This is a genomic window from Bacillus sp. ISL-41, from assembly GCF_018613235.1.
Lineage (GTDB): Bacteria > Bacillota > Bacilli > Bacillales > Cytobacillaceae > Mesobacillus.
Map to the genome: position 1 here is coordinate 1 of NZ_JAGGQP010000047.1, position 13479 is coordinate 13479.

Genomic DNA, 13479 nt, shown 5'->3' on the forward strand with positions numbered 1-13479 from the left:
TGTGTCTCCATCGACGCTATGAAGAAGACTGATTTGATTATATATAATGCATCATCTGCTATCGTCAGGAAAGGGAAAAGAAAAAGGCTTCTCAAAAGTTTAATTAACTAATGAGAAGCCTCTTTATATGGCTGATGTTAGCTTTTTGTTAGCAAATCGCTTTAAGCCCCTTATATATCAAGGGGTCAAGCGGCTTATTACATCATTCCGCCCGTAAGCTGTGAGTGTGTAATATCGTTAACCAGAGGTGCAAAAAGCGCGGTAAATCAACGTTTAGAATATTGATTACTGTAACATCTATAACGGTGATTTACCGTTTTTTATGGAATTGCGTTAGCAAAATGTTAGCATGATTTTTATGCTTGGAGGTTTTAGAAAATGACTTCTCTTCATCATGTAAATAATAAGCTAAAGAGACAATTTATAGATATACAAGAGCTAATAAAAAAACAAGAAAAGCTTCTTGGAGAAATGAATGAGGTAATGAACACTAAAGATGACTACGTAATCAATTTAGAAACGACTGTAAGAAATTTAATAGAACACGGCCTTTCAAAAGATGAAATTCTTGAAATCACAGGCACTACTCCTGAAAGATATGAGGGTATTGTTGCTGACAGAAAATATTATAACATCCCATATATATATTTAAATGAAGATGAAACGATGGAATATGAACAACTCCTTCGGGAGATTCACCATTCTAATAATATGGATGAACTAATTAACCCGTTCAAAGAACAGCAACGAATCAATTTTATACACAAGGTATTGCTTCGATACAAGAAGGAGTTTGATGGCCTCACTAAACTCAAGAACAGTGATAACTATGAAAAGCTTATCTTAAATTATATCGATCGAACAGGTAAAGATAAAGATGCTGAACGAGCTTATTCCATATTAGTTCGGAGGTTTGGCAATGAAATGAAAAGAATGCGGGAGAAAGTGCTTGTGAAATTTTCTGAGTAAAAGCGTGTATATATTTAACCTATATTGGACATCTTAAATATAGTTAGTGCAACCTGTATGTCTAGGGAGAGACACCTTATTTAAAAAGGTGTCTTTTCCTCTTTATCCAGAAAGTTTTTCTTTAACTACATATTTAATGAAATATTCATTGCCTCATTAACTTCAATTCTCGTGGGATCAACATTGGAATAATATTTTGGACGATAGCCTATAAGTTGAATTTTTGTAATCACCCCATTTTTCAATGTAAGTGACAAAGTTTCGATTTTATCAATCGTACCAGTTAAAATAAGAGATCCAACAATCATTACTCTTATTTTCTCAGGCGCATATCCTTTACTGGCTAAGTTTGAAATAATATTGGGTAACACTTTGATTTTTGCATTCGTGGGTTGACTAATTATTGATTCCACTAAAGAATCTCCATAGCCAGAAGGTAAAACCTCTTCACCGAATAGTATACGTCTGATACGCAACTTGGCTATATCATCAGGATTAAGGGTTTTACCCATTCCTCCACCAATTGACATTTCAGAAAAGATTGAATTATTACTTTCTCCTGTACTCTTTAGGTTTATGACAATGTACGTTCCTTCTTTTGTAGACCTGATGTCGATATTTTCAATGGATACGATATCTGCCTCATTTCTTATAGCAAACGGATGTCTCTCTTTATCTCTCATTTCTTTTAAAGCTTGTTCTACATTAGAGTCAGGATTAATCAGTGTTATCTGATATTCACCCTTATTTTTACTTTGAAACTCATCGTAATCAGTTATTATTGGACCTAGCCAAAAACTTAATCCGGAAGAATTTACTTGTTCATTTGTAATTGCAGATTTATTTAAAGCGGTCAGTTCGCCTCTATTTGTTATTCTTTTTAACAATAAAGGCTCTCCGTTTAAAGTACTTTTTATTACAGGACTCTGATCTCCAAATTCTTCATTTAACCTTTTGCTAACAAAAGAATATAGGTTATATACATCTATGTCACCATTCCTATCGGAAGCTTCTCCCTCCAAACCTCTAATTAAATAGTCTGTAAATGCTCCATGACCCGCTCGATCCCAAGCAAATTGACTTGCTGTACAGGCAGCAATGAGCACTTTTCCTGATCCTTTGACTTCTAGTCCTCGTTGCATTTCCTGTTGAATACCTCGAGTAATCGCGCCACTATGGCATGTATCAAAAAACGATAATACTGTTTTAGCTGTTGTTTGATCAACCAAATCCCTTATTTCGGTCATTTTTATCATTGATATATCCGGGGAATGAATATCTCCATCGAATGGAACAAAATAACCTGCATTATTTATAAATGCACCATGTCCTGCCCAAAATAGAAATAATACATCTGTATCAACTGCACTTTCAAAGAATGATTTTAGTGCAGATAGTAAAATATTTTTTCTTGTTATAGATCCTTGGAAAACTTGGACATTTTGTTCCTTAAAAAAGGAAGGAGACTCCAAAAGAAGGCGTTTAATCTCGAAAGCATCATTTACTGTATTGGGTAGACTACTCACATTGTTATATTGATCTACAGCTATAATTAAAGCTTTATAATCCACTTTCTTCCCCCTAACATGCTGTATTATGAATTCATGATTATGTCTCATTTGCTTTGTCATTACTCTATTTCTAAGGGTATATTAGTCTATCTTAAATTGTTCGAACTTTAAGAAAGATTGATCTCCAGCCAAGAACTTTAGTATTGATTTTCTTCTGTGGTATGCTGCATCCACAACAGCGTTTTGGCTGATAATTATTAAATCAAATATTTCTTTTAGAAGTTTTACAAGAACACTTAATTTTCGGGGTAAGTTTTTAATTAAGATATTATTATCAATACAGTTCTGGTAAAACTCCGCTAATTCCATATCCGCATTCTCATTACCATGTACATATAGACAGCAAGTATGGTATTCATCTTTAATAATGTCTAAATTAATCCCCACTTTTTTTTCCTCTATTAATGCCTTTGTTATTTCCATTATATCGGAATTACTTATAGTATCCGTAGATTCTATATTATTAATTATTCGAAGGGACTGTTCAATAATTGATCTTAAATTAAAATAATAATACCTTTCTTCACCTTTCTTTATGGATCTAATTAAATACATGATATCCGACGTTAATGCCTGATACCTGAAATCTTTACCTGATTGTCTAATTAAATACTTTAGGAAAACCACTTTTTTGAGTACAAATTTCAAATTGTTTTTTTCTAATTCATTAAGTTCATTAAATTCTTTCTCAACAAAACTATTTATCTCAGCCTTAGTATCTATTATTTCTTTTAAGGTCAAATCAGCGATCCGCATCTGCTATTCCATCCATCCACTTAAAAAAATCACTCTTAAATGTTTTAATCTCCTTATTATGAGCCGATAACTCTAAGTATCCATTTAAAAATTCTAACAATTTCTTCCTTAGAATTTCATACTCTTTATTGTCCATACTATATATATCTCTAACAGACCTAGCCAATATCATTGTTCTAGACTTAATTATGTATTCTTTGTAATTTAGTTTGTAAATAGCTCTTAAAAATGGAACTAAGTCTTCATTCCTAGAAAATATGGTTGTATTTAAAATTAGTTCTGTCGTAATTCCGACTAATTTATATTTAGGTATATTTTTTGATTTAAGCTCGCTTCTGTAATAATTTAGTTTATTGCTCATACACTTCATACTCCTTGTTGGATTCTATCCAATAGTTCTGTACAGATGTCTTGTAAATCTTCTCTTGACTTCTTATATCTAGTGGGAATAGGTCCTTGTTTACCCACTTGAATATCCTTTACATTACTTGTATAAGCAGTAAATATATATATTTGTTGCACTTCTTCTTTTGCCTCAAAACTACTTTTCATTTCCTGCTGTTTTTGTGTCAACTCATCATCAAGAATAGTATATATTAATCCCAAACACTCTAGATTAATATCTTCTTCTCCAGTTAAATTATTTAGGGCTTTTTGTAATGATGATATGCCAATGATAGAATATCTATCGATTCTATTTGGAATAAGATAGTAATCTGATGCTATTAGAGCACTATCTGTATAAATTGTAAGGGTAGGTGGACAATCTATTATTATCAAATCATATATTTCTCTAAGGTTATTGTCCTTGATAAACCTCTTCAAGCGTTTTATATGTGTGTAATCACTCGATTTATTAGCCAAAACCAAATTTAAATCTCCACAAACAATATGTAAATTTTCTGTAAGTTCTATTATCATTTCATCAATTGAAGGGGACTTATATTGTTGCGCGAATTGTACTTGCGGCTTAAACAACTTATTAATAGTTTTTTCTTCAGGCAAAATGTCCTCGAAATAGTCACCTGCATAATAACTATCTAACAAAGCTTGTGTAGCATTAAATTGAGGATCTGCGTCTATCAATAAAATTTTCAGGTTAGTTTCTCCTCGATAATGTGCTAGAAAATCAGCAACCCCTACACTTAGAGTTGTTTTACCTACTCCACCTTTCATGTTAATAAAAGAAATTATTTTACCGTTTTTCACCTTAGTATCAGTTAATTCCATTTGTTGATTCATATCTATATCCTCCAATATATCTAATGAAATTCTAATTAAAATTGAGCCTACTGCCGCTTTAGCTTAACTTCTTAATCATCCCATTGCTCTTCCTGTTCAAAAATACTAACATAACCAACAACCACCCTACTCATATCTTCATATTATGACAACTTTATACTTATTCTACCAAAAATTACCGTGCAAATAAATTAGTTAAATACTCTTAAAATCTTAACAATCACAAGATATTATGATTCATGAATTTACCGGTTAATTCAAAACTAAATACAGTAACTATATCAAGCGAAAACCGCAGGTTACATGTTGTTATCCATTTGAGATAACCATGTACTGCGGTTTTTCATTTAGATTTTAGGAAAGAGGGAAACCATATGAGCGGAAAACAAGAAACAAGAGAAATTACATCTATCAACCTAGATTTTTATAAAATCTATAAAATATGCGAAACCCACGGAGTTTCAAAGGAAATCATTTCGGGTTTCCTTTCCCTTCAAAGGAGGATCCAAGATGCAAAAAATCATACAGGAGCTTAATTTACCGGGAAGTATCACAAGACCAGTTCTAGTTGCCCGCAAAACAAAGGCTCTATCTTTAAAAAAGGGAATTGCTTTACAGTTAGAGCTGCCAATAAGTGCATTGGAATCCAAGTCTAATAATAAGAAAGAATAAAACTATTTCCCCCTGTTCATAATGGATAAAAATGAACAGGGGGGAAAGTTATGTCCAAACCAAAGATTATGAGTATTACTTATTCGGAAGAGTTGCCGGAGGAATCAGCCATCATTTTATATCGAGTGATTGAGAAGCTGGTGATTGATTCATTACCTACAGAACCGTCAATGATTGGTCTATTCCTGAAGGACTCTCTGGATGAATTCAATAAAAATGGAAAGGAAATTTCAAATGCAAAGCAGGATACAAAGCGCAATTATTAAGAAAAAAGTGGCTGAGTATAGGCGTACTAGTTCTGGTGGCCAAGACCTCAAACTACAAACCGAAACGAATGCAGAATATCTAGAAGATACTCCTAAAGAAGACATTCTGGAATTTGTTGATTTTGACGTTTCTGCAACAAAACTCTCTATGGAAAATAGACCTGCTCTAGCACGCATGTTGAAGCTCATTGAAAATGGAATGATTTCGCGATTAGTTGTCTATGAGAGAGACCGCCTTGCCCGAAATGTCTATGAGTATATTTTTATGGTGAAGAAATTTCATAAATATGAGGTTGAAGTGGTATTTACCGCATTAAATGCTCCACCATTTTCTAAAGACTTATTCCTTGAAACGTGGTACGGAGTATCGGCTCAATTTGAAGGGAATCGTATTTCCAATCGACTGTCCGATGCTCGCAAAAGAAATCCTACGTCACTAATCGGTTATAAAAAACAAATCATCAAGAAAGAAAATGGGACTAGTCAGCGCATTTATAAGGCTGACCGCAAAAACAAAGATGAACTACATGATTTGTTTTATGAGTTTTCAAGAATAGAACACCGTGAAGATATTTTTGAGGTGATAATGAAATACCGAAAGCTATTAGATCGGAAGGAATTTCGAATAATTGATATTCTTCGTACACCTTTCTTTGCAGCTCATTACGAAGGAACAGATGGAGCGTACCATAAGCTGTCGAATGTCGAACCAATTATTTCGCTTGAGTTGTTTAAGCAGGTACAAGAAAAGCTCGCAGAATTTGACCAAGGCATTCAACAGGGGATTTCACTATCACAAAATACTGTTCAGATCACACCAACTTGTGGCAAATGCAATAGTGAATTAAAGTTCAAAAAAGGAAATATCGGTGAATCTGGAATATACATTTGTTCCAGACACCGTAAGAACTCAATTTCCGCTTTAGAACTGAATGAAACGATTATAGAATCAGTGAGACAAGTCCTTGGAAAAATTTCCGCTAATTCTGTTGAAAAAATAGCTCTGAAGGCTGTAAACAAACAAATACAGCAACTAAATAAACAGTCTGATGAATTGTTTATTCAATTAGAGGCATTATGTCTTAAATTCACTAGCCTGTTCAAACCTACAGATAATCTCAATCAGACGAAAAAGTTACAAAAACAAATTAAAACACTTAGAGAGCATTTGTCGGACACACAAAATCAAATTGCATCTCTCCAGCTTGTAAAAGAAGAAGTTCGCACCCTTACTGGCCTAGTAAAAAAAGGGGTCATGGAGTTAAACGAGAAAAGCTATCTCGATTTGGCTGTTTTACTTATCGCAAATATTCAAGTAGAGGAAGACTATGTACTTTTTCACTACTACTTTAGTGAATTTTTTAAAGAAGGGGAGGCACCGGCAAATGTCGCCATTGAATAGAGAACTCACTAAGGATGCAATTGGTATTGCAAGGGTATCTTACATTGATCAATTACTCAATGCATCAATTGAGACTCAATCGGAGGAAATCCGTATCCGCGCAGAAAAGGAAGGATATAACATTGTTGAAACCCTTGTTGATGGGGCTAATAGTGCTTTTCATAAAGTTGTGACCAAAAGAAAAGCTATGAATGATTTACTGGAAGCTGCTCTATCTCAAGAGCGAAACATTGAGGCCATATTCTTTTATGAAGAATCTAGGCTATCTAGACAATTTTATGATTTTACTTTGTTTATTTATGATGTCATTAAAAGAGAAAAGCCACACATGAAATTTTACTCCACCATGATTAACGGGGAATGGGATCCTTATAATGTATTGACAGTCGTAAATTTTGCAACTGCTGCTAATCACTCAGTTACGCTTTCCAGACGCGCTAAAGATGCACAAAAAACTGTCCTTGCGAAACAAGAACGTCCCGGTTCACCGACACCATATGGCTATAAGCTAAAATATTCTGTCTTCCCCGATGAAAACGAGAAGCCGAGAAATGAGAAAGGCGAACAGGTAATAGATAATGGTCCTGCTACCATTGTTTTATTTATCTTTTATCTAGCCTCTTGGGGCCATAGTCAAAGAACAATAGCAGATTTATTAAATGCATCTGATATTCCTTCACCTGAAGGGAAAAAATGGAGCAGTGGAACCATCGATTATATTTTAGATAATGATCACTATCTTGGTCATCTTCCATGGAACATTCGATCAAGTCGGAATACCAGTAGAAAGAAGCAACGAGGTGAATACGATTTAATTTTCAATCACCATGAACCGATTATAAATGTTCCTTTTTGGAACATCACTCACCAAACGATTGAGCTTCACATGCAAAACGGGAAGAACAATAATTCCAATTTCTTTTTGAGAGGTATCCTTTATTGCAAAACGTGTGATCAAGCACTCGTATCCAAAAACGAGACACCAACGAATTCAAAGAAGTCTTATTTAGTCTATCGATGTCCTGCTTGCAAGAAAAAGTTAGACATGAGCGATATTCACGAGGTAGTTTTGAAAGAAGTATCGTCAAAATGGCTCTTCACAATTACTCAAATGCAGGATAACATCGCAAAATTAATGACGAAAAGAAAGAAGCGAATCGAAGCTCACCGTAATGCAATTAAACAACACTTACAGGATATTTCTTTGAAAGAAGAGTTCATTATCCACTCTCCTGACGTAATCAACCTAGCTAGTGAGTGGGATTTCGTTTTATCAGTAAGCAAATCTAAATTGAATAGAGAACTCTTTAAAGCCAATTCGTTTCTTGAGCATATTGACTTAGTAGCTGAGGAACTGCATTCCAACCAAATATATACCCTTTTTAAGCTTACAAAACTGCAAAGTCCAGAGATTAGAACCTTGTTATTAACCATTTTCAGGAGAATCGAAGTTGATTTTTCAAATGATACATTGCTCTATATTCAATACAAGCTTGCTCCTTTTACTGCCATTGACCAGTATGTAGATTCAATTGAATCAACTTAAATGATCGCACCTTCCGTCTTGATTCGGAGGTGCGCTTTTTTAGGCAAAACAAGCATTGGGCATGTTACCGAACATAACTGACAATTACTTGGCACGTTACCGAATACAATCAATACTACTTATAGGAGCTGATTAAGAAAATATCGAGAAACGCTTGATATCAAGCCTTTTTGACCCTAGTAATTCGGTGACATGAATAGAACAGGATGCTGTTCATAACACGATACCGAAAGGATTATTATCATTCTTGACAGGTTACCGAATTGTTAAACATTTATTATTATAAACTCTTCTCCATTATAATTATGTGGAAATAAATTAAAATTAAGTTCAAAAATCTAACGGTTGATTTTATTTGGATAAATCCATGTACTATCTGAAACATCTATAGAATGAAGTAAATGAGTCTTACCATCTACAATAATCAAATGCTCTTCTTTTTTTTGTTCGTAATTATAACAATATCTCATTTGCTCACCTTTAATCGTTTTATAATCTAATTGGACATTTAAAGGAGTAATTTCTCTATAGTTTATATTTATTATTGGAATGAAAATCTCTTCCTGCTTTTCAAATGTCCCTATGTTTGATCTAACAATATAAGTTTCCCTAACATTGTCTGAATCAGCAACCTTAATCTCAATGTGACAATCAATAATAACGTCAGGGATTCCCGAATGAGAAAACTTGTAAAACTGGACTGTTATATTCCCTAGAAAATCTCTAAGGTTTTCATTGCTACTACTTGATTGAAATTGAGCTATAAAAAATTCTTCAGCATCATTATAAAAATCATTTACTATTAGTCTGCTATTCGGACTTGTTATTACATTTTTTAAATTGAATGGTGCTGCGAATTCTTGGGCAATTATGTATGAGCGATTACTCTGAAGTTCGATAGAGTTATCCCTTTCTTTTTGGTCTTTAATTTGGATAATAGCAATGCTTATGGCACCTATAAGTCCTAGATAATTTGCAAAAAAACCAATCCATGAATTTAAATCACCATTTACCCCCGGCCCTCTCCACGATAAAAAACCGTAGTTTATTATCACAGGAGCTAGAAATATAATCAAATATACCAAAATTAACCTAACGCTCATAAAAAAGTCTCCTATTCTTTATAGAGTTAAACAATAAAAGGAGACTTTAAGTGTCTCCTTTTTTTACAAATCCATCCTAACCCCAAAATTCTTCAACCATTCTTTTCGTCTCTCATAATCAGGCATAACTGATGAGAGCAGGTCCCAAAATTCTTGTGAGTGATTCATATGATACATGTGACACATCTCATGAACAACGATGTAATCAATCACATGAGATGGTGCCATTGCACAACGCCAATTAAACAAAAGTTCGTTTTTAGAAGTGCAGCTCGCCCAGCGCTTTTGTTGTTCCTTCACTTTTATATCATTAGGTTTTTTCTTAAAGAAATGCTGAAAGTAGCTAACTTTCTCTGATACTTTCTCTAGGGTTTTCTCTCTATACCATTTTTCTAATGATGTTCTTAATAGTTCTTGGCTCTTTGTAGGAGTGGTAATGAGAAATTTACCTTGATAGAGTTTTACAGCTGGTTCCTTTATGCTCTCATCAATTATTAACTGTAAAGAATAATTGCGTCCCATATACATAAAGGACTCTCCATTTACTAGTTCTCTGTTAATCTTTTGGAATTCCATATCCTTAAACAGAAATAATTTTTGTACAATCCACTGTGCCTTCTTTTTTACTTTTTGTTCAATTATTTCCTCTGGAGTGTTTAGCGGGGCCACAACACTAACAATGTTTGGAGCCTCCACGCTAATTTCCAACGATTTTCGTTCACGAAATTCTACTGAGTATTCAATTGTTTTTGTACCATAATCAATAGAACGAATCATCATATTCAACCTCTTATTCTCTTGTTGCAAAGTGTTTTTTCGCTAGTTGTAGAAGAGGACCGACTAATTGTTTTCTTACTTCAAGTTTTATTTGCTTGAAATACTTTGTTGTTAACATCATAAAGATGGAACGTTCAATGTCAGCTGTCTTAGATGGGTTGGTAGACCAATCAATGACCCATGTACTAGCTACAATATCAGCCACATTTTGGGCGATTTCTTTTGAAAGATCAATAATGTCTTGGCTAATATATAATTCAGATGCCTCTTTTGCATGACCCGCTTTAGATACCTCTTCAGGATCAAGAAGATGCTTTTTAATTACTTCAAAAAATGCAAATTCTTTTCTTGATAATCCAAGTGCTTCTGCTTCTTCAGTCTCACCAGTTTTAACATCCTTATTAATAAATTCTTCTAGTTGCTTCTTTCTCTCTTCCCAATTGCTCCTAGTTTCATCAAGAATCTGCTGGAGTTTTTCTAATAAAGAAGTGTAATACACAGGATTATCATCCATCTTTACACTTATTACATGTTTTAGAGCGTGTTCCATACTAGAAGCAATAGCCTCGTCTGACTTTAGAGTTTCTAGCTTCATTTGGTAATCTTGATCAAAAAGAGTAATTGGCTTTATCCACTGTTGAACACCTTGGGACGTTAAGTGTTCATTAATGATTTTCCGAACCTTTTCACCACAATCAGCTATATCCAGCTTTGTTTCCGGTTCAAATCTAGCCTTTGCAGCAGCTCGGATGTAAGAAAGCCACTTCAAATCATTTGTATTATCAGTTGAGACATGACCGGGCATAAGCTGTTCCATTGTTCCAGCAAAGCGCTTATAAGCAAGTTCAAATTCAGCTCTTTTATCTTCAGGTTCTAATTGCTTAACTAATTGGTCAAGATTATCCTTTTCAATTCCCTTAAACATTCCCATAACCGCTTCACGATAAGAAAGCATTTGTTTATGAACTCCATCTAAAGATTCCATTGGTTCGCCCAAGTCTTCTTTATCAAATATCTTTAAAGCTTCCTCAAGGTGATTTGAAATACCATAGTAATCTACGACATAGCCACATTTCTTCTTATCCCCGAATATCCGGTTTACACGGGCAATAGCCTGTAAAAGATTATGCTCTTTTAATGGTCTATCTAAGTACATCACTTGCTCAATAGGAGCATCAAATCCTGTTAACAACATATCTTTGACTATAATAAAGCACAGTTTATTCTCGGAAATGGGCTTCGTAAACTTACTAATGATATCTTCCTGTTCAGCCTTTGTTGTAAAATGCTCTTTCAAGTGAGGCGGATCATTTAAATTCCCTGAAAAGATTACTTTGACCTCTAATTCTTCACCCATGATATCCTTCATGTGTTTATTCAATGCATTATGGTACTTAACTACCGCTTCACGAGAAACGCATACTATTTGCGCTTTAAAACCGTTCGGATATATATATTCCTTGTAATGCTGAAGCATATCCTTGGCAATATCATCAATTCTTTCATCTGCCTCGACGATAGCTTTCTTATTAGCATATTTTTGTTTAATGGCCTCTTTTTCTTCATCTGTTCTGTCAACAAATGCTTGATCAAACAATTGTTCTAATGTGTCAGCCTTTACTTGAAGGTCTGGCCTTCTTCCTTCATAAACAATGCGAACGGTGGCACCATCATTTACAGCTTCTTGAATACCATATTTATCAATATAGGATCCAAATGTACGAGGTGTTGACTTGTCTTCTTTTTCAATTGGTGTACCTGTAAAACCTATAAACGCTGCATTGGGTAAAGCATGACGCATATTACGTGCATATCCTTTATATTGACTGCGATGAGCCTCGTCAGCCATGACAATGACATTTGATTTTAGGGTAAGAACAGGAAACTCTTTTTCAAGATACAAACCAGTTTGTTGAGTTGCATCTTTTAACACTTCCTGCTCTTCTTCATCACTTTGGAACTTGTGTATCGTTGTCATAATGATTTGCGGCTGTGCATTTGATAGTAGTTCTTTCATGGTACTGACTTTATCCGCTCGAACTGGAGTAGTGATAGTTGATAACGTTCTAAGGAATGTTTGAAAAATCTGCTTATCTAAATCAACACGGTCAGTTACAACAACAATGGTTGCATCCGATAATTCTTGTAATCTTCTTATCTTCCTAGCAAGAAGAACCATAGTGAGTGATTTACCTGAACCTTGTGTATGCCAAATGACACCTCCTCGAGAAACCGAATCTCGTCCATACACTAAGCGATCAAGAGCTTTATTTACAGCACGAAATTGTTGATAGCGGCTCATCTTCTTTATTTTTCTAGAAGACGTTGTATCAACCTCAAATAATAGGAAGTTTTGTAGAATATCTAACAAGTTATGCTTCTCTAATAACCCTTGAAGGAATATATTTTGACCGTTATTTCCAACGTCTTCTATTTGCTCTTTTTTGTATGGATAAGGATCTTTCCATTCAACATAGTGAGTGTAATGAGAGCTTATCGTACCAACATAAGCTCTATATTTATTTAGAATACCTGTAAAAAAATTTGTATAAAATAAGCGAGGTGCGCCTTCAATCCGCTCCGAATCTCTCAAATCCATGTACCTACGTAATTGGTCAAAGGCCGCCTTCTTGCCGATATTCTCATTTTTTCCTTTTTCTAAGAAAGGAGACTTACATTCCAAAACAACGACTGGAATACCATTTATGAAAATAACGATATCTGGAATAATTTTTTCATTTGGCCCCTGAATAACAAATTGTCTAGTAACTAAGAACTCATTGTTTTCAACATTTTCCCAATCAATAAATTTTACTGTATGGTAACTCTTTTTTCCTGTTCCATCTAAGTCTTGGTCAACTGCATAGTTTAAATTAACAAGAGCATCATAAATCCGTTCATTAATTTCTAATAAGTTAGTGCCGTGCTGGTCTGCTCTTGTTAAAAAGCGAACTGCTTTGTTCAAATTCGTATCATCAATCCAAGGATTTAGACGTTTGATTGCTTTTTTTAGTCGCTGAATAAGAATAACCTCATTCAGTGACTCACGTTCTTTAGATTCATGTGTCAACTTTTCACCATGAATAAACTCAAAGTGCAGCTTGTTCTGAAGATAATCTATGGCTGGTAACTCAACAAGCGTTTCTTCGTTTCCTAAATAATTTGCCATAACAAC

At 34.3% G+C, this 13479-nt stretch carries 12 protein-coding genes; 5 read left to right on the forward strand and 7 right to left on the reverse strand.

Annotated elements, in window-relative coordinates; genetic code table 11:
• Positions 1 to 378 precede the first annotated feature (378 nt).
• Positions 379 to 969: a hypothetical protein gene (locus tag J7I80_RS21300; RefSeq protein ID WP_214741183.1), complete on the forward strand. Its 591-nt coding sequence runs from the start codon at positions 379 to 381 to the stop codon at positions 967 to 969.
• Positions 970 to 1094: 125 nt separating this feature from the next.
• Here the strand turns inward: J7I80_RS21300 and J7I80_RS21305 are convergent, their stop codons facing one another.
• The 4 genes from J7I80_RS21305 to J7I80_RS21320 form a co-directional block, all read right to left on the reverse strand.
• The gene (locus tag J7I80_RS21305; protein ID WP_214741185.1) at positions 1095 to 2540 is read right to left on the reverse strand and encodes a caspase family protein; all 1446 of its coding nucleotides are present in this window, start codon (positions 2538 to 2540) and stop codon (positions 1095 to 1097) included.
• Between the two features lie 81 nt (positions 2541 to 2621).
• Positions 2622 to 3296 (reverse strand): hypothetical protein, encoded by a 675-nt coding sequence (locus J7I80_RS21310; protein WP_214741187.1) that lies wholly within the window; start codon positions 3294 to 3296, stop codon positions 2622 to 2624.
• Entirely contained in the window at positions 3283 to 3657 is a 375-nt protein-coding gene (locus J7I80_RS21315; protein ID WP_214741189.1) for a hypothetical protein, read from the reverse strand. Before J7I80_RS21315 ends, J7I80_RS21310 begins: the two co-directional genes overlap by 14 nt.
• A 5-nt stretch (positions 3658 to 3662) precedes the next feature.
• Positions 3663 to 4538, reverse strand: coding sequence for a ParA family protein (locus J7I80_RS21320; protein WP_214741191.1), 876 nt, complete (start codon positions 4536 to 4538; stop codon positions 3663 to 3665).
• Between the two features lie 510 nt (positions 4539 to 5048).
• Between J7I80_RS21320 and J7I80_RS21325 the strand changes: the two genes are divergently transcribed.
• Genes J7I80_RS21325 through J7I80_RS21340 form a run of 4 tightly spaced genes read left to right on the forward strand, consistent with a single transcriptional unit; the run spans position 5049 to position 8424 of the window.
• Complete coding sequence (locus J7I80_RS21325) at positions 5049 to 5210, forward strand: hypothetical protein (protein ID WP_214741193.1); 162 nt, start codon at positions 5049 to 5051, stop codon at positions 5208 to 5210.
• A 50-nt stretch (positions 5211 to 5260) separates the two neighbouring features.
• Entirely contained in the window at positions 5261 to 5476 is a 216-nt protein-coding gene (locus J7I80_RS21330) for a hypothetical protein (RefSeq protein WP_214741195.1), read from the forward strand.
• On the forward strand, positions 5445 to 6878 hold the full coding sequence (locus tag J7I80_RS21335) for a recombinase family protein (RefSeq protein WP_214741197.1): 1434 nt from the start codon (positions 5445 to 5447) through the stop codon (positions 6876 to 6878). The genes J7I80_RS21330 and J7I80_RS21335 overlap by 32 nt, the downstream gene beginning before the upstream one ends.
• Positions 6862 to 8424 (forward strand): recombinase family protein, encoded by a 1563-nt coding sequence (locus J7I80_RS21340; RefSeq protein WP_214741199.1) that lies wholly within the window; start codon positions 6862 to 6864, stop codon positions 8422 to 8424. Before J7I80_RS21335 ends, J7I80_RS21340 begins: the two co-directional genes overlap by 17 nt.
• A 338-nt stretch (positions 8425 to 8762) precedes the next feature.
• Here the strand turns inward: J7I80_RS21340 and J7I80_RS21345 are convergent, their stop codons facing one another.
• The 3 genes from J7I80_RS21345 to J7I80_RS21355 form a co-directional block, all read right to left on the reverse strand.
• Complete coding sequence (locus J7I80_RS21345; RefSeq protein WP_214741201.1) at positions 8763 to 9527, reverse strand: hypothetical protein; 765 nt, start codon at positions 9525 to 9527, stop codon at positions 8763 to 8765.
• 63 nt (positions 9528 to 9590) lie between these two features.
• Positions 9591 to 10307: a M48 family metallopeptidase gene (locus J7I80_RS21350; RefSeq protein WP_214741202.1), complete on the reverse strand. Its 717-nt coding sequence runs from the start codon at positions 10305 to 10307 to the stop codon at positions 9591 to 9593.
• 10 nt (positions 10308 to 10317) lie between these two features.
• On the reverse strand, positions 10318 to 13473 hold the full coding sequence (locus J7I80_RS21355) for a type I restriction endonuclease subunit R (protein WP_214741204.1): 3156 nt from the start codon (positions 13471 to 13473) through the stop codon (positions 10318 to 10320).
• Positions 13474 to 13479: the final 6 nt, after the last annotated feature.

Bases quoted from the DNA above. Each gene is read 5' to 3' on its own strand.
- J7I80_RS21300 (WP_214741183.1), top strand. From the start codon at position 379: ATGACTTCTCTTCATCATGTAAATAATAAGCTAAAGAGACAATTTATA.
- J7I80_RS21310 (WP_214741187.1), bottom strand. From the start codon at position 3,296: ATGCGGATCGCTGATTTGACCTTAAAAGAAATAATAGATACTAAGGCT.
- J7I80_RS21315 (WP_214741189.1), bottom strand. From the start codon at position 3,657: ATGAGCAATAAACTAAATTATTACAGAAGCGAGCTTAAATCAAAAAAT.
- J7I80_RS21320 (WP_214741191.1), bottom strand. From the start codon at position 4,538: ATGAATCAACAAATGGAATTAACTGATACTAAGGTGAAAAACGGTAAA.
- J7I80_RS21325 (WP_214741193.1), top strand. From the start codon at position 5,049: ATGCAAAAAATCATACAGGAGCTTAATTTACCGGGAAGTATCACAAGA.
- J7I80_RS21330 (WP_214741195.1), top strand. From the start codon at position 5,261: ATGTCCAAACCAAAGATTATGAGTATTACTTATTCGGAAGAGTTGCCG.
- J7I80_RS21335 (WP_214741197.1), top strand. From the start codon at position 5,445: ATGCAAAGCAGGATACAAAGCGCAATTATTAAGAAAAAAGTGGCTGAG.
- J7I80_RS21340 (WP_214741199.1), top strand. From the start codon at position 6,862: ATGTCGCCATTGAATAGAGAACTCACTAAGGATGCAATTGGTATTGCA.
- J7I80_RS21345 (WP_214741201.1), bottom strand. From the start codon at position 9,527: ATGAGCGTTAGGTTAATTTTGGTATATTTGATTATATTTCTAGCTCCT.
- J7I80_RS21350 (WP_214741202.1), bottom strand. From the start codon at position 10,307: ATGATGATTCGTTCTATTGATTATGGTACAAAAACAATTGAATACTCA.
- J7I80_RS21355 (WP_214741204.1), bottom strand. From the start codon at position 13,473: ATGGCAAATTATTTAGGAAACGAAGAAACGCTTGTTGAGTTACCAGCC.